We start from the raw sequence: 17,087 nt of genomic DNA, 5'->3' as shown, positions 1-17,087 counted from the left end.
CGCGAGCTTCAGACCGTGCGGAAAATGAGCACGGCCGTGGCCAGCGAAATTCCTGACGCGAGCCACAGGCTCGAGATCTCAAAACCCTCCTCACCGATCGGCAGCGTGGCGATCGCATCGGTGCCGACGAGGCCGATCCACACGAGGTGAATGACGGCGGCCGCGATCAGCGAGATGAATAGGCGGTCGCCGCGCGTGGTCGGAATACTGAGCACGCCGACGCGCTCGGCCTCCGGGTAGACCGCGGCGAGCCACGTCATCACCGCGAGCGTGCAGGCCAGCCCAGCGAAGAAGATCGCGGTCGGCAATGTCCAGGCCATCCATGCGATGGATTCCATGCTCGCCTCCTTACACGCGACCGAGCGCAAAGCCGCGCGCGATATAGTTGCGGACGAACCAGATCACGAGCGCGCCCGGAATGATGGTGAGCACGCCGGCGGCGGCGAGCAGGCCCCAATCCATGCCGGCGGCCGACACCGTGCGCGTCATGATCGCGGCGATCGGCTTGGCCTGCACCGAGGTCAGCGTGCGCGCGAGCAGAAGCTCGACCCAGGAGAACATGAAGCAGAAGAACGCGGCGACGCCGATGCCGCTCGCGATCAGCGGCACCAGGATCTTGATGAAGAAGCGCGGGAACGAATAGCCGTCGAGGAAGGCGGTCTCGTCGATCTCGCGCGGCACGCCGGAGACGAAGCCTTCGAGGATCCACACCGCCAGCGGAACGTTGAAGATGCAGTGCGCGAGCGCGACCGCCCAGGGCGTATCGAACAGGCCGATCGCCGAATAGAGGTTGAAGAACGGCAGCGCATAGACCGCGGCCGGCGCCATGCGGTTCGACAAGAGCCAGAAGAACAGGTGCTTGTCGCCGAGGAAGCGGTAGCGCGAGAAGGCGTAGGCCGCCGGCAGCGCCACCGCGATCGAGATGATGGTGTTGAGAACGACATATTCCAGCGAGTTGATGTAGCCGGAATACCAGCTCTCGTCGGTGAAGATGCGCTTGTAGTGCTGCAGCGTTGGGGTGTGCGGCCACAGCGTCATCGTCGAGACGATCTCGCTGTTGGTCTTGAAGCTCATGTTGACGAGCCAATAGATCGGCAACAACAGGAAGATCAGGAACAGCCCCATGACGAGGCGGCGGCCGGGGATCGAATGCATCAGGCCACTCCTTCCTTTGGCTTGAGCGCGGGCACGGGCTTGAGCGCGGCCGAAGGTTTTGGCTCCACTGCCGGCTCGCTCTCCGCCTGGACTTTGCGTTCGACGCCGGCATTGGTCATGACGGTGTAGAAGATCCAGCAGACGATCAGGATGATCAGATTGTAGACCAGCGACAGCGCCGCGGCCTTGCCGAGGTCGAACTGGCCGAGCGCAATCTTGACGAGCTCGATCGACACGAAGGTCGTGGAGTTGCCGGGCCCGCCGCCGGTGACGACGAAGGGCTCGGTGTAGATCATGAAACTGTCCATGAAGCGCAGCAGCACCGCGATCAAGAGCACGCGATTCATCTTCGGCAGCTGGATCGCCTTGAACACCGCCCAGCGCGAGGCACCGTCGATCTGGGCAGCCTGGTAATAGGCTTCCGGAATCGACTTCAGGCCGGCATAGCAGAGCAGCGCGACGAGGCTGGTCCAGTGCCAGACATCCATCACGATGACCGTGACCCAGGCGTCGATGTCGTTGGAGACGTAATTGTAGTCGAAGCCCATCGCGTTGAGGACATAGCCGAGCAGGCCGATGTCCGGACGGCCGAAGATCTGCCAGATCGTGCCGACCACGTTCCACGGAATCAATAGCGGCAGCGCGAGGATCACGAGGCAGGCCGCGACGGTCCAGCCCTCGCGCGGCATCGACAGCGCGACGATGATGCCGAGCGGCACCTCGATGGCGAGGATCACCAGCGAGAAAAACAGATTACGGCCGAGCGAGGCGAGGAAGCGGCCGCCGAGATCGGTCGAGGGATCGAGCAGCTCCTTGAACCAGCCGACGCCGTTCCAGAAGAACTGGTTGTTGCCGAAGGTGTCCTGCATCGAATAGTTCACCACCGTCATCAGCGGCAGCACTGCCGAGAAGGCGACGACCAGGAACACCGGCAACACCAGGAACCAGGCTTTTTGGTTGACGGTCTTGTCCATCAGGCGGCTCCCTCCACCAGAAGGCTGTCGGCATAGACGTGGACATGCGACGGATCGAATTGCAGCCCGGCGTTGCCATCCGGGCTGGTGAATCCGCCAGGGGCGCGCGCCGCGAGCTTTGCGTCGCCGAGCCGCGCCCGCGCGAAACGGATGCGGCCGAGATCATCGATGCGCTCGATCTTCGCGGTGAGCAGGTCGGGCGCGGGCGCGACGACCTCGACGAATTCGGGACGGACGCCGATCTCGATCTTCGCGCCCGAAGGCAGATTGTCGTAGCTGCGGTTGAGCGCGATGACATGGCCGCCGATCCGCGCCTCGCGTCCCCTCACCTCCGCGGGCAGGATGTTCATGCCGGGCGAGCCGATGAAATAGCCGACGAAGGTGTGTGCCGGCTTGTCGAACAGTTCGGCCGGGGTGCCGCTCTGCACCACGCGGCCGTCATGCATGACGACCACGGTGTCGGCGAAGGTCAGCGCCTCGGTCTGGTCATGGGTGACGTAGATCATCGTGAGATCGAGCTCGCGATGCAGCGCCTTCAGCTTGGAACGAAGCTGCCATTTCAGCTCGGGGTCGATCACCGTCAGCGGCTCGTCGAACAGCACGGCGGCGACGTCGGAGCGGACCAGGCCGCGGCCGAGCGAGATCTTCTGCTTGGCGTCGGCGGTAAGCCGCGTCGCCTTGCGGTTCAGATAGGGTTCGAGATCGAGCAGGCGGCCGATCTCGGCAACGCGCTTGTCGATCTCGGCCTTCGGCACGCCGCGATTCTTCAGCGGAAACGCCAGGTTCTGCCCGACCGTCATGGTGTCGTAGATCACCGGAAACTGGAACACTTGGGCGATGTTGCGCTTCTGGGTTGACAGAGGTGTGATGTCCACCCCGTCGAACATGATCCTTCCGCGCGAGGGCGTGATGATGCCGGAGATGACGTTGAGCAGCGTGGTCTTGCCGCAGCCGGACGGCCCGAGCAGCGCATAGGCGCCGCCCTGCCGCCAGGTCATGGTCACAGGCTTCAGCGCAAAGCTTTCCGGCGCAGCATCATTGCCGCCGTAGGAGTGCGCGAGATCGACGAGGTCAATGCGGGCCATGTCGCACCTCCCTCAAGAGCTTTTTCTGTTTGACGCGTTTTCTTCACGCGAACCGCTACGCACTTCGCTTGAAAACGCTATGCCAGGTGCCGCGACGAGCCGGTCGGCCGCGTCGAAGACAAAGACATCATTGGGGTCGAGCACGGCATCGATGGTCTGGCCCGGCTCGAACTCGTGCACGCCGTGCAGCACTGCCACCCAATTCAATCCGTCGCGGGTCAGATGCACGAAACTCTCCGAACCGGTGATCTCGGTCACCGTCACCGTGGCATGGAAGGCGTGGCGGTCGGCATCGCCATTGGCAAGGGCGAGCTGATGCGCGCGGAAGCCGACGCGATAGGCGCCATCGGCAAGGCCGGCATAGAGCCCCGAGGCCGGCGAGGCGGTGCCGCCGGCATATAGCACGGAGCCGTTCTTCTTCTCGAGACCGACGAGATTGAGCGGCGGATCCGAAAACACCTGCGCGACGCGCAGCGTCTGCGGGCGGCGGTAGACGTTGGCGGTCTCGCCCATCTGAAGTGCCCGGCCCTCCCACATGCACACCGTGTTGCCGCCGAGCAGCAGCGCCTCGGTCGGCTCGGTCGTGGCATAGACGAAGATCGCGCCAGAAGCCTCGAAGATGCGCGGCAGCTCGGCGCGCAGCTCCTCGCGGAGCTTGTAATCGAGATTGGCGAGCGGCTCGTCGAGCAGCACGAGATCGGCGCCCTTGACCAGCGCGCGCGCGATCGCGGTACGCTGCTGCTGGCCGCCGGAGAGCTGGAGCGGCGTGCGCTTCAGGAACGGCTCGAGGCGGAGCAGTCTTGCAGCCTCCGCGACACGCGCCTCGATCTCGTCGCGCGGCTTGCCCTGCACGCGCAGGGGCGATGCGATGTTCTCATAGACCGTGAGCGAGGGGTAATTGATGAATTGCTGATAGACCATCGCAACCGAACGCTGGCGCACATCGGCGCCGGTGACGTCCTTGCCATTGACCAGCACCTTGCCCGTGGTCGGCTTGTCGAGGCCGGCGAGCAGCCGCATGATCGAGGTCTTGCCTGACAGCGTCGGCCCGAGCAGCACGTTGAGGGTTCCGCTCTCGAGCGTCAGTGAGACGTCGCGGATGTGCGGGATCCCCTCGACAGTCCGGGTCACGTGATCGAGCGTCACGGTCATGAGCGTCCTCCCGCTTCCAGCAGGGGAGTTTGCGGCACAGCGTGGGTCCTGATCCAGTCGTCAAGCGCCGCGATCTCGTCGGCAGATAGTCGCAGGCCGAGCTTGGACCGGCGCCAGACGATGTCCTCGGCGGTGACGGCCCATTCATTGGCCATGAGATAACGGACCTCGCGCTCGGTCAGCGTCGCGCCAAAGGCCTGGCCGAGATCGGCCGCCGATTTCGCATCGCCGAGCAGCTTGATCGCCCTTGTGCCGTAGGCGCGGGCGAGGCGCCGCGCATGCTCGTGGCTGAGGAAGGGATAGCCGCGCTGGAGCTCGGCGATCAGGCCGTCGATGTCGGACACGTTCATGTCGCCGCCGGGCAGCGGCCATTTGCCGGTCCAGCCCTCGCGCGCTTTGGCGCTGCGAAGATAAGGCGCGAGCCGTTCCAGCGCCTCTTCGGCGAGGCGGCGGTAGGTTGTGATCTTGCCGCCATAGATCGACAGCAGCGGCACGCCGCCGGGTGTGTCGAGCTCGAACACATAGTCGCGGGTCGCGGCCTTGGCTTCGCTGGCGCCATCGTCATAGAGCGGGCGCACCCCGGAATAGGTCCAGACCACGTCCTCTGGCGTGACCGGCTTGGCCAGATATTCGCTGGCGGCGGCGCAAAGATACTGGATCTCCTCAGGTGTCGCCTTCACTTTGGCGGGATCGCCGTCATAGTCGCGGTCGGTGGTTCCGATCAGCGTGAAATCGTCTTGGTACGGGATCACGAAGATGATGCGGCCGTCGGCGTTCTGGAACATGTAGGCGCGGTCGTGGTCGTAGAGCTTTTTGACCACGATGTGCGAGCCCTGGACCAGGCGTACCTTGGCTTTCGCGTTGACGCCGGCGCCGCGGCCGAGCACGTCCTCGACCCAGGGACCACCGGCATTGACCAGCGCGCGCGCCTGGATCGACGAGCGCGTGCCAGTCAGCGTGTCGACCATGCTCACGGTCCAGACGCCGTCGGACTGACGGATCTCGGTGGCGCGGGTGCGGGTGCGGATCTCGGCGCCCTTGTCGGCGGCATCGCGCGCGTTGAGCACGACGAGACGGGCGTCGTCGACGAAGCAGTCGGAATATTCGAACGCGCGGGAGTAGCGGTTCGGGATCAGCGGGCGGCCGACCTCGTCGCGTCTGAGATCGATCGTGCGCGTGGCAGGCAGCAGGTGGCGGCCGCCAATGTGGTCGTAGAGGAAGAGGCCGAGGCGCAGCAGCCAGGCCGGGCGCAGGCCGGCGTGATGCGGCAGGACGAACCTCAGGGGGCGGATGATGTGGGGCGCGATGCCCCAGAGGATCTCGCGCTCGATCAGCGCCTCGCGGACCAGGCGGAACTCGTAATATTCGAGATAGCGCAGGCCGCCATGCACCAGCTTGGTCGACCAGGACGACGTCCCGCTCGCCAGATCGTTCATTTCGCACAGGAAAACCGTGTTGCCGCGGCCCACCGCATCGCGCGCGATGCCGCAGCCGTTCACACCGCCTCCGATGATGGCGAGGTCGAAAATACGCTCCAACAGACGCATCCCCCGAAGACCGCCCGTTCCGTCGAGCGGCTACTTTCGCTTTTGATTAGATCACACCGTAAAACGAAAGCAAGATGAAAGAGAGGCGAAAGGAAGTGAAAGCAGAACATTTTTTGTGGGCGTTGCGACGGACAAGCCGCAACGTAGCGGAGACCCAAAGCAGGACTCACTGAGTGGAGCGGGGAATCGAGCTACCAGTAAGCGTTGACGGCTTGAATGTAGTAACATGCCTACATAAGATTTGTACCGGCGAAGCCCCGGCCAGGAGGTGCAAGCAATGGTGACCACTCTCACCAGCCGAGAGTTCAATCACGATACCAGCGGCGCAAAAAAAGCGGCTTCGCGGGGACCGGTCTTTATTACGGACCGCGGCCGCCCGGCCCATGTCCTGCTGACGATCGAAGATTATTTGCGCCTAACTGGCGGGCACATGAGCCTTGCCGAAGCCTTGGCGCAGGCCGGAACGGACTTCGATTTCGATCCGCCGCGCATTGCCGGCGGGATCTTCAAGCCGGCCGATCTCGACTGATGTTTCTGCTGGACACCAATGTCATTTCCGAACTGAGGCGACCAGATAAAGCTCATCGCAACGTCGCCGCCTGGGCCAGCTCAATTCCGGCGGCAAGCTTCTTCATATCCGTCATCTCGATACTCGAAATCGAACTTGGCGCACGCCTTATCGAGCGCAAAGACACCACGCAAGGGGCCATTCTGCGCGCTTGGATCGACAATCATATTCTGGCTCGTTTTGAAGACCGAATCCTGGCCATCGACACGGCCGTGGCGCAGCGCTGCGCACAACTTCACGTTCCCAACCCGCGAGCCGAACGCGACGCTCTTATTGCGGCAACCGCGTTTGTTCACGGCTTGACGATCGTTACACGCAACGTCGGGGATTTCGAACCTATCGGCGTGCCGCTACTCAACCCGTGGGGCGACGCCTAAGGCACTATCTCAGCCTGACCACCGGCGCCGCTTCAGGCGCGGCGTCTTGTGCATCGGCCTGGGCCTCATCGATCTCCCTCACCTCCTTCGGCATCGCTTCGACCACCTCGATGCCTTTGCTGTGGCAGATGGTGGCGAGGCGCTCGGGCAGCTCCTGGTCGGTGACGAAGGTCTGGATCTGGGTGATGTGGGCGATGCGCACCGGCGCGCTGCGGCGCAGCTTTGTGGAATCGGCGACCAGCATGACGCTGCGGGCATTGGCGATGATGGCCTGCGCCACCTGCACCTCGCGATAATCGAAGTCGAGCAAAGCGCCCTCTTCATCGATCGCGGACGCACCGATGATGGCATAGTCGACCTTGAACTGGCCGATCAGCTGCGTCGCGGTCGAGCCGACCACCGCGCCGTCGGCGCGCCGCACCGTGCCGCCGGCGACCACCACCTCGATGCGGGGATGGCGGTAAAGCAGCATGGCAACGTTGAGATTGTTGGTGATGACGAGCAGGTCCTCGTGCGAGGTCAGCGCGCTCGCGACCTCCTCGGTCGTAGTGCCGATGTTGATGAACAGCGAGCAGCCGTTCGGGATCAGCGAGGCCGCGGCGGCGCCAATCGCCTTCTTCTCGTCGGCGGCGACGAAGCGGCGCGCCTCATAAGCAAGATTTTCGACGCCCGAGGCGATGATGGCACCGCCATGGATGCGGGTCAGCGATCTCCGCTCGCAGAGATCGTTGAGATCTTTCCGGATGGTCTGCGCGGAAACCTCGAACCGGCGCGCGAGCTCCTCGACCATGACGCGGCCCGAGGCGCGCGCGATGTTGAGGATTTCGGCTTGGCGATGGGTCAGTCCGGTCACGGCAAGGGCCTCACATCAGCAAGCTGCATGGTGCGGCGGTTCACGCGTCCGGTCAATGCGTGATCACGGTTAACGGACAAGGATCTTCACCACGCCATCGCGGCTGCGAGGTGCGCAAGCAGCTCCGGATCGTCGAACGCACTGGCGGAAGCGACCGCGCCGGCCGCAACGAGGTCGGCATGACTGAGCGTGGTGCGCAGCCCGATGGTGGGAATGCCGGCCGCCGCGGCCGATTGCACGCCCGAGCGTGAATCCTCGAACGCGATCGAGGCTGGCGCGCTGGCGCCGACGAAACGCAGCCCCTCCTGATAGGGCAGCGGATGCGGCTTGCCGTGCGGCAGCTCGTCGCCGATCACGATTGCCTTGAACCGCTCGGTGATGCCGAGGCCCGAGAGCAGCAGCTCGGCGTTGAGGCGCGGCGCGTTGGTCACGGCGACCATAGGGATGCCGGCGCCATCTGCACGGTCGAGCAGCGCCATCAGCCCCGGTATCGGCGCGATCTGCCCGGCCACCAGATCACGAAAGATCGCCTCCTTCTCGCCGAGGATCGCGAGCCGCCGTTCCGGCGATTCGTCTGGCAGAAATCGCTCCCCGATCGACACATTGGAAAAGCCCTGAAGTTCGCGCTTGAAGCGCTCATCATCCACGACGTGGCCGCGCGGGGCGAACACGCGGTGAAAGGCCTCGCGATGAAGCGGATCCGTATCGGCCAGCGTGCCGTCGATGTCGAACAGCAACGCCCTGCCCATCGCTTGCCTTTTGGCGTCGATCATTTCCCTACTTTCCCAAATACGCAGCGCATCAATGCGAAAGACGTATCAATACGGCCTCGCACGCGCAATGAGCATCCACATGACGACAATGCGACACTCGACAAAGTCGCGCGCGGCTGCAACACTCGTCGCAAGATCAAAAAGGAGGAAACGATGACGATCAACCGACGCGATCTGGCTCTCTCGACTCTCGCCGTGTCCGCGCTCGCTCTCACCACACCGGCGTTCGCTGCCTCGGCAGACGAAGAGGCCGTGGCGAAGAAGGTGGAGGCCTTCCGTCTCGCCCAGATCGCGGCCGATCCGAAGGCGCTCGGCGCGCTGTGCTGGGACGATCTCAGCTACAGCCATTCCAGCGGCAAGGTCGAGGACAAGGCGACCTTCATCGCCAACGCCACCGACGGCAAGTCGAAATTCCTGTCGATCGAATACAAGGACCCGACCATCAAGGTCGTCGGCCCTGCGGCGATCGTCCGTTTCCACTGGCTCGGCGAGCAGGAGATGGCAGCCGATGGGAAAAAAGTGTCGACCAATCTTCATATCCTGATGAACTGGCAGAAGCAGGGCGACGACTGGAAGCTGCTCTCGCGGGCTGCGACGAAGTTGTGATGACAGTTCTTACCCTCTCCCCTTGCGCGGGAGAGGGTGGCATAGGCTGCCTTCGGCCGCCGTTCTTAGAACGCTGAAGCTTTGCTTCGGCGTTTTCTTAAGAACGGCCACTGAAGGCAGCCTATGCCACCTTCGCCCGCAAGGGGAGAAGGAACGGCAGCTGTGTGCTCGGCAAAAAATTCCGACCTCGCGCTTCGCGCGCCGCAGAATGACGAGTGCGGCGCTTACGCCGCCTCCTTCTCATCGCCGTTAATCAGCTTGCGCGCGGCGCGCTCGGCTTCGCGGGCGTTGCGGAAGAGTTGACCTTCGAGGCGGTTGAAGCGGTGGGATGAAGCGAAGAAGCAGTAGCCTCCGGAAGAACGAACGACGATACCTGCGGTCTGCGAGTCGACTTCGATGATGTAGCTATCCGGCATGGTCCGTGGATTCCTCAGTGCGGGCAAATAACGGTGCTCCTGCCCAAAGGTTCCTCAGGCATTTGAGGCCGTTTCCACCCCGAATCGACACGCAATTGAGTACGCCGGGACCTCATCCGTTTTATGACTGGTTCTTGACTGGTTCTTGGCGAGGGCGCGACGCGATGACTTAGTCGCGCCGCGTTTGGCGGTGCTGCACATCTTCGTGAGATGAGGCAGAGCGTCGCGCGCGATTACGTCGCGATCCTCGTGTCGGTCGCGCGAACCGCCTGCGGGCGGCCGTGCTCGTCGATCGAGACGTAGGTGAAGTTGCCGTCGGTGACGAGGAACGGATGCTCCTCGCCGCGCCGCAGCGCCCAGGCTTCCAGATGCACGGTGAGCGAGGTGCGGCCGACGCGCACGAGATTGGCGTAGACAGACACGAGATCGCCGACATAGACCGCCTTGCGAAAATTCATCGCTTCGATCGCGACAGTCACCGTGCGCGACTTCGCGACCTTCGAGGCGAACACACCGCCGCCAACATCCATCTGGCTGAGCAGCCAGCCGCCGAAGATATCACCATTGGCGTTGGTGTCGGCGGGCATCGCCAGCGTGCGGATGCAGAGATCGCCGCTCGGCCCGGTCATGGCTTGTTCGTTCATGCCTGTCTCACTTGAAATTGTCCCAGCCCGGATCGGGCGCGAAGCGCTCGCCGAATCGCTCGGCCAGTGCGCGCAAGGTGGATACGACATTCTCCACGCCACGCGTGCGCGCATAGTTCAACGGACCGCCACGGAACGGTGCATAACCGGTGCCGAAGATCATGGCGCCATCGACCGCGTCGGCATCGTCGACGATGCCTTCGCGCAGCGCCGCGACGCAAACATTGGACATCGGCAGCACCAGGCGATCGATCATCTGGTCGGTGACGCGCGGACCGGTCTCCGGAAGCTGTGCCTTCTCCGCCTTGCCGTCCTTCCAAACATAAAAACCCTTGCCGCTCTTGCGGCCGAGTTCGCCCTTGGTGACCTTCTCGCGCAGCCAGGCCGGCGTCGGCGGCAAGAGATCGCCGAACTTGGTGCGCAGCATGTCGCCGACGTCGAGACAGATGTCGAGCCCGACCTGGTCGGCCAGCTCGATCGGTCCCATCGGCATGCCGAACTGCTCGGCCGCGGCGTCGATCAGCCGCTGGTCGGTTTTCTCGTCCAGCATCACCATCGCTTCCAGCATGTACGGCGTCAGCGCGCGGTTGACGAGGAAGCCGGGCGAGCTCTTCACGGCGAGCGGCAGGCGATCAATCGCGCCGACGAAGGCGAGCGCCTCCTTCACTACCTCAGGGGCATTGCCGTCATGGCTGACGACCTCGACCAGTTGCAGCCGCGATACCGGATTGAAGAAGTGCAGGCCGACCAGCCGCTCCGGCCGCGCCAGCGTCGTTCGCAGATCCTGGAGCGGAATGCTCGACGTGTTGGTCGCAAGGATCGCCCCTAGCTTCATCCGCGGCTCGAGGCTGGCATAGACCTTCTGCTTCAGCTCTAACTTTTCCGGCACGGCCTCGATGATGAGATCGGCGTTGCGCACGCCTTCCCCGTCCATGTCAGGGATGAGGCGATCGAGTGCGTCGCGCACGTCGGTCGGCTTGCGGATGATCTTGGCGTAGAGCTCGTTGGCGCGCTTCACCGCGCCGGCGATCGGCTCCGCCTTCATGTCGGCGAGCGAGACGCGCAGCCCCTGCCCCGCGCACCAGGCCGCGATGTCGCCGCCCATGGCGCCGGCGCCGATGACATGGACATGCTTGACGGCATTGCCGCTGCCCGCCGCCTTCTTCATCTGCTCGCGCAGGAAGAACACGCGGATCAGGTTCTGTGCGGTCGGCGTCACCATCAGCTTGGCAAATGACGCCTGCTCGGCCTTCAGCATCGCGGCCTTGCTGCCGCCATGGGTCTCCCAGAGATCGATCAGCGCATAAGGTGCGGGATAATGCTCGCGGGACGCCGCCTTCGCCGCCTCCGAGCGCATGCGCTTGGCGAGCAGCCCGCGCACGAAGCCGAAACTCGCAGCGCGCGTCAGCAAGCCCGGCCGCGCTCGCTTCAGGCGTCCGAACAGCGCGTCCTTCACGGCGTTGTGGACGTGGCGCTCCTGCGTGACGGTGTCGACGAGGCCGAGTGATCTGGCGCGGCGCGCATCGATGGTGCGCCCGGTCAGCATCAGGGTCATCGACTGCGTCGGATTGACCAGCGCGGTGAAGCGCGCGGTGCCGCCGAGGCCGGGATGCAAGCCCAGCATCACCTCCGGGAAGCCGAACCGCGCCCCCTCGATGGCGATGCGCGCCTGGCAGGCGAGCGCAACCTCGAGGCCGCCGCCGAGGCAGAAACCGTGGATGACCGCCACCGTCGGCAACCTCAGGGCTTCCAGATGGTCGACCACCGCATGCGCGGCGCGGATGCGCGTCTCCACCATGTCGGGATCGCTGGCGCCGCGGAATTCATTGACGTCGGCGCCCGCAATGAAGCCGGAGGGCTTTGCCGAGCGGATCACGAGACCGGCGGGACGCTCGGTCTCGATCGCCGCGAGCACAGCGTCGAACTCCTCCATCACATCCGAGGACAGCGTGTTGGCACTTGTCTCGGCGCGGTCGAACAGCAGCCAGGCGACACCATCGGCATCGCGCGTCAGCTTGAAGTGCTTGTAGGGACCGTCGGTCGCAGGCTTGGGCCCGAGCGCCAGCACGCGGTCGCCAAGCGCGGTCATGATCTTGGAATCCATGGTCACACCGCCTCGATCAGCATGGCGCCGCCGAGCCCGCCGCCGATGCATTCGGTGGCAACGCCGCGCCGCGTGCCAAGCCGCTTCATCGCGTTGACGAGATGCAGCACGATCCGGTTGCCGGAGGTGCCGACGGGATGGCCGAGCGAGATCGCGCCGCCGTCGACATTCAGTCTTTCGTGATCGATCTCGCCGGCCGCGCCGTCGAGGCCGAGAATCTCACGGCAGAATTTATCGTCCTTCCAGGCGGCGAGGCAGCCGAGCACTTGCGTCGCAAAAGCCTCGTTCAACTCCCAGGTCTCGACGTCCTTGATGGTGAGGTCGTTGCGCTGGAGCAGCGGCGTCGCCGACATCACCGGACCCAGGCCCATGATGCTGGGATCGAGCGCAGCCCAATGGCTGTCGACGATGACGGCTTTCGGCGTCAGCTTGTGCTTGGCCACCGCCTGGTCTGAGGCCAGGATCACCCAGGAGGCGCCATCGGTGATCTGCGAGGAATTTCCGGCGGTGACCTGTCCCCAGGGGCGCTCGAACACCGGTCGGAGCTTTGCCAGCGTCTCGGCCGTCGAGTCCTTGCGCACGCCGTCGTCATGGTCGAAGAACTTGCCGTCGCGGGAAAACGCGGTCTCGACCTCGCCCTTGAGAAAACCTGCACCTTGCGCATGCGCGAGCCGGCGATGGCTCTCGGCGGCGTAAGCATCGGACTGCGCTCGGGTGATGCCGAAGAGATGGCCGACGACCTCGGCGGTCTGGCCCATATTCAGATCGGTGACGGGATCGGTCAGTCCGCGCTCGAGGCCAATGATCGGCTTGAGATAACGCGGGCGCAGCTTGAAGGCCGCGCCGAGCTTCGCAGCCACGCCCTTGGCGGTGGCGAGGCCGGCAAACCAGCGCACGCCGGAATTCGGCCAGACCAGCGGCGCGTGGCTCAGCGCCTCGGTGCCGCCGGCCAGGATCATGTCGGCATGGCCTTCGCGGATGTAGCGATAGGCGGTGTCGATCGACTGCATCCCGGAACCGCAATTGATCTGCACGGTGAAGGCGACCATGTCCTCGCCCATGCCGAGCCGCAGCGCCGCGACGCGGGCCGGATTCATCTCGTCCGCGATCACATTGACGCAGCCGAGGATGACCTGGTCGAAGTCGGTCGGGGCGAACAGCTGGCGCGCCAGCAACGGCCGGCCGCATTGCACGGCCAGATCGACCGGCGTGAACGGCCCGGGTCCCGAGCGCGCCTTCAGAAACGGCGTGCGGCTGCCGTCGACGATGAAAACCGGTCGTGCCATCAGCTCGCCGCCCTCTGTTCACCGAGTTCCTGGAAGAATTGATGCACGTCGGTGGATTTCTTGTAAATCGGCGACAGCATCTCCGGCGCAAAATCGTCGACCTCGATCACCTCAGTGACGGCGTCGCGGGCCGCGGCAAGCTGCTCGCCCTCGGCTTGCGTGATCACGCCTTTGGTGACCGCTTCCTTCCAATCGCGGACATGCGCCGCGCGCATTCGCTTGGCGATGGCCTCAGTGCCGGCGACCAGCTTGAACGCGCGCTCCAGCCGGGCAAAACCGCCGTTGTCATCGACATGGGCCAGATCCGGCGTGAGGCGCTCGCGCGCCGCCGACGGCTCCAGCACCAGGCTCGCGCATTGGTGCACGACACGGTCGGAGGGGCCGAGCACGCGGGCACCGAACGGCTGGACCACGAGCTTGAGGAAGGCTGCGACGAAGCGGTTCGGCAGATTGGCGAGGATTTCGGCAAGCCGGTTCTCGATGGTCCGGAAGCCCGTTGCCATGCACCATTCCAGCGCGGCGAAATCCTCCTTCTGCCGGCCCTCGTCCTGCCAGCGTTTCAGTACGGCCGAGAGCAGATAGAGCTCGGACAGGATGTCGCCGAACCGCGCCGACAGCATCTCCTTGCGCTTGAGTGCACCGCCTAGCGTCAGCAGCGCCATGTCGGCGCAGAGCGCGAAGGCGGCGGAGTAACGCGAGAGCTGGCGATAGAAGGGCGTGGCACCGCCCGCGTCCGGTGCAAGCGCGAACGCGCCAAAGGTCCAGCTCCGGCCGAACGCGCGGAACAGGGTCCGGAAGCTGTGACCGACGTGCTTCCAGAACGCCTTGTCGAACGCGGCGAGGCCGCGCTCGCGGTCGGCGTCGGCGAGCGCGTTCATCTCGTCGAGTAGATGGGGATGGGCGCGGATAGCGCCCTGCCCGAACACGATCAGATTACGAGTCAGGATGTTGGCGCCTTCCACCGTGATGCCGACCGGCACGGCGCGATGCAGATTGCCGAGATAGTTTTGCGGACCGTCGATCACGGCCTTGCCGCCGTGGATGTCCATGGCATCGTCGATCGCGACCCGCATCCGCTCGGTCGCGTGCAGCTTCATGATGCCGGAGATGACGGCAGGATGAATGCCGGCATTCAGCGCCGAGCAGGTCAGGCGCCGCGCGGCGTCCAGCTGATAGGCGGTCGCGACGATGCGCGCGAGCGGCTCCTCGATGCCTTCAAATTTGGAGATGGAGATGCCGAACTGCTCGCGGATTCGGGCATAGGCGCCGGTGGTGCGCGCCGCAAAGGCAGCGCCGGCGGCCGAGAGTGATGGCAGCGAGATGCCGCGACCGGCGGCGAGCGCCGTCATCAGCATCTTCCAGCCCTGCCCCAGGCGCTCCTTGTCGCCGATGACATAGTCGAGCGGAATGAAGACGTCGCGGCCCCGGTTCGGGCCGTTCTGGAACACCTGCATCGACGGCAGATGACGGTGACCGATCTCGACGCTGGGCAGATTGCTCGGGATCAGTGCCACGGTGATGCCGAGCTCTTCCTGATCGCCGACGAGATGATCGGGATCATAGGCCTTGAAGGCGAGGCCAAGCAGCGTCGCAACGGGGCCGAGCGTGATGTAGCGCTTGTGCCAGTTGAGCCTGAGGCCGAGGACTTCGCGGCCCTCGAATTCGCCCTTGCAGATGATGCCGGTATCGACCATCGAGGCGGCGTCGGAGCCGGCCTCGGGGCTGGTGAGGCCGAAGCAGGGAATGTCACGGCCGTCGGCGAGGCGCGGCAGCCAGCGCTGCTGCTGCTCTTTGGTGCCGAAGCGCATCAGCAGTTCGCCGGGGCCGAGCGAGTTCGGCACCATCACCGTGACCGCGGCCGCGATCGAGCGCGTCGAGATTTTTCGCACGACTTCGGAATGCGCATAGGGCGAGAAGCCGAGGCCGCCAAACTCCTTCGGAATGATGATGCCGAAGAACTTTTCGCGCTTGACGAAGTGCCAGACGTCCTGCGGCAGGTCGCGCCATTCCCAGAAGATCTTCCACTCGTCGAGCATGGCGCAGAGTTCGTCGACGGGGCCATTGAGGAAAGCCTGCTCCTCCGCGGTCAACCTCGCCTGCGGGACCTTCAGCAGCTTCGACCAATCAGGGTTTCCGGTGAAGAGATCGGCGTCCCACCAGACGTCACCGGCCTCCAGCGCCTCGCGCTCGGTATCGGACATCGCCGGCAGCACGCCGCGCGCGAGAGTGAAGATCGGCTTTGTCAGGATGTCGCGGCGGAAGCTCATGGCGGACCTCATGCATCGGCGCGGTATCAGGCATTTTAGCGGAAACTGGCTGGCGCAGGCGAACACTTCGCCTGCGAAATTGACGCGGCCGGGCGGCCGCCCCCGACCATAACGGCCGGGGCGTGAGGGCAGTTCCAGGAGGGGAAATGGGGCTGAATGCCTCCCCGGGTCATTCCGGGGCGCGCGAAGCGTGAACTATGGTGCGCAATTGCACACCTGAGAATCCATCGTGCGGCAGCGTTGGTCGATTCTCTGATGCGCAATTGCGCATCATAGTTCGCGCCTGGCGGCGCGCCCCGGAATGACGGCATAGGAAGAGGCGCCGGCCTAATCCGGCCGGACCATCTCGAACATATTTTCCGGCTTGATCTCGAAATAATCGCCGCGGCGCCCTGCGCGAACGATCGGGCGGGCGGCGGCGGTCTGGTAGATGCCATCCTTGATCATGGCCTTGTCGATGTGGACGGCGACGACCTCGCCCAGCGTCAGCCAGGCGTCGGCCTCCTTGCCGTCAGCACCCTTCAGGCGGACGATGTCGGAGACCTTGCATTCGAAGGCGACGGGGCTCTCAGCCACGCGAGGCACGTTGACGAGCCGGCCGGGCACGGCGGTGAGGCCCGCGACCTCGAACTCGTCGACCTCGGGGGCGACATGCGCGGCGGTCGCGTTCATGTGCTTCGCCAGATCCATCGTGGCGAGATTCCAGACGAACTCGCCGGTCTGCTGGATGTTCTCGACCGTGTCCTTCCAGTTGGTGGAGGAGAAACCGATGATCGGCGGCACGTAACAGAAGGCGTTGAAGAAGCTGTAGGGCGCGAGATTGACGTGGCCCCTGGCGTCGCGCGAGGAGATCCAACCGATCGGCCGCGGCGCGATAATGGCGTTGAAGGGATCGTGCTTGAGGCCGTGCCCCTTGGAGGGCTCGTAGAAGTACAGGTCTTTGTCGGTCACCGCTGCTTCCTTTTCGTCATGTATGGACGGCCCCCTCTCGGCAAGGGCTTTTTGGTGCTTCAGCAAATGAATCGGGGAGCGGTCATGTATACGGCCTCGAGAAGCGGCCATTGACCGCGGGCCCTGATGGAGATCGCTGATCGAATTCCAATCATTGCGGCGCGCTGTGACGCGCGATGACGATGCGGAGTGTTTCGATCCCGGTTTCCAGACCATTTGCCATCACATCTTTAGTGCCCTTCCGATAGGCATGGAGCGCGAGCGCGGCGGCTGTTGCCCCTCAACTAGGCCGCAGCCGGCGCGCTCGCGCGGTCTCGGTAGGTTTCTCC

At 64.5% G+C, this 17,087-nt stretch carries 17 protein-coding genes; 3 read left to right on the top strand and 14 right to left on the bottom strand.

The window, feature by feature from the left end; all coding sequences use genetic code 11:
• Nucleotides 1-8: 8 nt before the first annotated feature.
• Genes BLV07_RS41465 through glpD form a run of 6 tightly spaced genes read right to left on the bottom strand, consistent with a single transcriptional unit; the run spans nt 9 to nt 5,913 of the window.
• On the bottom strand, nt 9-338 hold the full coding sequence (locus BLV07_RS41465; RefSeq protein ID WP_091898074.1) for a DUF2160 domain-containing protein: 330 nt from the start codon (nt 336-338) through the stop codon (nt 9-11).
• A 10-nt stretch (nt 339-348) separates the two neighbouring features.
• Nucleotides 349-1,155: a carbohydrate ABC transporter permease gene (locus BLV07_RS41460; RefSeq protein WP_091898072.1), complete on the bottom strand. Its 807-nt coding sequence runs from the start codon at nt 1,153-1,155 to the stop codon at nt 349-351.
• A complete protein-coding gene (locus BLV07_RS41455) occupies nt 1,155-2,129 on the bottom strand; it encodes a carbohydrate ABC transporter permease (protein WP_091898070.1) in 975 nt (324 codons plus the stop codon). The genes BLV07_RS41460 and BLV07_RS41455 overlap by 1 nt, the downstream gene beginning before the upstream one ends.
• Entirely contained in the window at nt 2,129-3,214 is a 1,086-nt protein-coding gene (locus BLV07_RS41450) for an ABC transporter ATP-binding protein (protein WP_091898068.1), read from the bottom strand. The genes BLV07_RS41455 and BLV07_RS41450 overlap by 1 nt, the downstream gene beginning before the upstream one ends.
• 12 nt (nt 3,215-3,226) lie before the next feature.
• On the bottom strand, nt 3,227-4,366 hold the full coding sequence (locus BLV07_RS41445) for an ABC transporter ATP-binding protein (RefSeq protein WP_091898066.1): 1,140 nt from the start codon (nt 4,364-4,366) through the stop codon (nt 3,227-3,229).
• Nucleotides 4,363-5,913, bottom strand: a complete 1,551-nt coding sequence (gene glpD / locus BLV07_RS41440) for a glycerol-3-phosphate dehydrogenase (protein ID WP_091898064.1) — start codon at nt 5,911-5,913, stop codon at nt 4,363-4,365. Before glpD ends, BLV07_RS41445 begins: the two co-directional genes overlap by 4 nt.
• Before the next feature lie 277 nt (nt 5,914-6,190).
• Here glpD and BLV07_RS41435 point away from each other — a divergent pair, with 277 nt between their 5' ends.
• Complete coding sequence (locus BLV07_RS41435) at nt 6,191-6,442, top strand: type II toxin-antitoxin system prevent-host-death family antitoxin (RefSeq protein WP_091898062.1); 252 nt, start codon at nt 6,191-6,193, stop codon at nt 6,440-6,442.
• The gene (locus BLV07_RS41430; protein ID WP_091898060.1) at nt 6,442-6,858 is read left to right on the top strand and encodes a type II toxin-antitoxin system VapC family toxin; all 417 of its coding nucleotides are present in this window, start codon (nt 6,442-6,444) and stop codon (nt 6,856-6,858) included. Before BLV07_RS41435 ends, BLV07_RS41430 begins: the two co-directional genes overlap by 1 nt.
• A 4-nt stretch (nt 6,859-6,862) precedes the next feature.
• On the opposite strand, the gene BLV07_RS41425 is transcribed toward BLV07_RS41430, so the two are convergent.
• Entirely contained in the window at nt 6,863-7,711 is an 849-nt protein-coding gene (locus BLV07_RS41425) for a DeoR/GlpR family DNA-binding transcription regulator (protein WP_091898058.1), read from the bottom strand.
• Between the two features lie 86 nt (nt 7,712-7,797).
• A complete protein-coding gene (locus BLV07_RS41420) occupies nt 7,798-8,484 on the bottom strand; it encodes an HAD family hydrolase (protein WP_091898056.1) in 687 nt (228 codons plus the stop codon).
• A gap of 153 nt (nt 8,485-8,637) precedes the next feature.
• Here BLV07_RS41420 and BLV07_RS41415 point away from each other — a divergent pair, with 153 nt between their 5' ends.
• A complete protein-coding gene (locus BLV07_RS41415) occupies nt 8,638-9,090 on the top strand; it encodes a nuclear transport factor 2 family protein (RefSeq protein WP_091898055.1) in 453 nt (150 codons plus the stop codon).
• Nucleotides 9,091-9,314: 224 nt separating this feature from the next.
• Here BLV07_RS41415 and BLV07_RS41410 read toward each other — a convergent pair whose 3' ends face one another.
• From BLV07_RS41410 to BLV07_RS41385, 6 genes are all read right to left on the bottom strand, one after another.
• Nucleotides 9,315-9,506 (bottom strand): hypothetical protein, encoded by a 192-nt coding sequence (locus tag BLV07_RS41410; protein WP_091898053.1) that lies wholly within the window; start codon nt 9,504-9,506, stop codon nt 9,315-9,317.
• Between the two features lie 233 nt (nt 9,507-9,739).
• On the bottom strand, nt 9,740-10,150 hold the full coding sequence (locus BLV07_RS41405; RefSeq protein ID WP_091898051.1) for an acyl-CoA thioesterase: 411 nt from the start codon (nt 10,148-10,150) through the stop codon (nt 9,740-9,742).
• A gap of 7 nt (nt 10,151-10,157) precedes the next feature.
• Nucleotides 10,158-12,254, bottom strand: coding sequence for a 3-hydroxyacyl-CoA dehydrogenase NAD-binding domain-containing protein (locus BLV07_RS41400; protein ID WP_176946105.1), 2,097 nt, complete (start codon nt 12,252-12,254; stop codon nt 10,158-10,160).
• 2 nt (nt 12,255-12,256) lie between these two features.
• A complete protein-coding gene (locus tag BLV07_RS41395) occupies nt 12,257-13,540 on the bottom strand; it encodes an acetyl-CoA C-acetyltransferase (RefSeq protein ID WP_091898048.1) in 1,284 nt (427 codons plus the stop codon).
• Nucleotides 13,540-15,807 (bottom strand): acyl-CoA dehydrogenase, encoded by a 2,268-nt coding sequence (locus BLV07_RS41390; protein WP_176946104.1) that lies wholly within the window; start codon nt 15,805-15,807, stop codon nt 13,540-13,542. Before BLV07_RS41390 ends, BLV07_RS41395 begins: the two co-directional genes overlap by 1 nt.
• Before the next feature lie 327 nt (nt 15,808-16,134).
• Nucleotides 16,135-16,758, bottom strand: coding sequence for a flavin reductase family protein (locus tag BLV07_RS41385; protein ID WP_091898115.1), 624 nt, complete (start codon nt 16,756-16,758; stop codon nt 16,135-16,137).
• Nucleotides 16,759-17,087 lie beyond the last annotated feature (329 nt).

Source organism: Bradyrhizobium sp. Rc2d, from assembly GCF_900099855.1.
GTDB lineage: Bacteria > Pseudomonadota > Alphaproteobacteria > Rhizobiales > Xanthobacteraceae > Bradyrhizobium.
The sequence above is the reverse complement of the archived record's forward strand: the minus strand, read 5'-3'. Positions and strand labels throughout refer to the sequence as shown.

What these genes read in the sequence shown, in the direction of transcription:
- BLV07_RS41465 (WP_091898074.1), bottom strand. Translation starts at nt 338, where the DNA reads ATGGAATCCATCGCATGGATGGCCTGGACATTGCCGACCGCGATCTTC.
- BLV07_RS41460 (WP_091898072.1), bottom strand. Translation starts at nt 1,155, where the DNA reads ATGCATTCGATCCCCGGCCGCCGCCTCGTCATGGGGCTGTTCCTGATC.
- BLV07_RS41455 (WP_091898070.1), bottom strand. Translation starts at nt 2,129, where the DNA reads ATGGACAAGACCGTCAACCAAAAAGCCTGGTTCCTGGTGTTGCCGGTG.
- BLV07_RS41450 (WP_091898068.1), bottom strand. Translation starts at nt 3,214, where the DNA reads ATGGCCCGCATTGACCTCGTCGATCTCGCGCACTCCTACGGCGGCAAT.
- BLV07_RS41445 (WP_091898066.1), bottom strand. Translation starts at nt 4,366, where the DNA reads ATGACCGTGACGCTCGATCACGTGACCCGGACTGTCGAGGGGATCCCG.
- glpD (WP_091898064.1), bottom strand. Translation starts at nt 5,913, where the DNA reads ATGCGTCTGTTGGAGCGTATTTTCGACCTCGCCATCATCGGAGGCGGT.
- BLV07_RS41435 (WP_091898062.1), top strand. Translation starts at nt 6,191, where the DNA reads ATGGTGACCACTCTCACCAGCCGAGAGTTCAATCACGATACCAGCGGC.
- BLV07_RS41430 (WP_091898060.1), top strand. Translation starts at nt 6,442, where the DNA reads ATGTTTCTGCTGGACACCAATGTCATTTCCGAACTGAGGCGACCAGAT.
- BLV07_RS41420 (WP_091898056.1), bottom strand. Translation starts at nt 8,484, where the DNA reads ATGATCGACGCCAAAAGGCAAGCGATGGGCAGGGCGTTGCTGTTCGAC.
- BLV07_RS41415 (WP_091898055.1), top strand. Translation starts at nt 8,638, where the DNA reads ATGACGATCAACCGACGCGATCTGGCTCTCTCGACTCTCGCCGTGTCC.
- BLV07_RS41410 (WP_091898053.1), bottom strand. Translation starts at nt 9,506, where the DNA reads ATGCCGGATAGCTACATCATCGAAGTCGACTCGCAGACCGCAGGTATC.
- BLV07_RS41405 (WP_091898051.1), bottom strand. Translation starts at nt 10,150, where the DNA reads ATGAACGAACAAGCCATGACCGGGCCGAGCGGCGATCTCTGCATCCGC.
- BLV07_RS41400 (WP_176946105.1), bottom strand. Translation starts at nt 12,254, where the DNA reads ATGGATTCCAAGATCATGACCGCGCTTGGCGACCGCGTGCTGGCGCTC.
- BLV07_RS41395 (WP_091898048.1), bottom strand. Translation starts at nt 13,540, where the DNA reads ATGGCACGACCGGTTTTCATCGTCGACGGCAGCCGCACGCCGTTTCTG.
- BLV07_RS41390 (WP_176946104.1), bottom strand. Translation starts at nt 15,807, where the DNA reads ATGAGCTTCCGCCGCGACATCCTGACAAAGCCGATCTTCACTCTCGCG.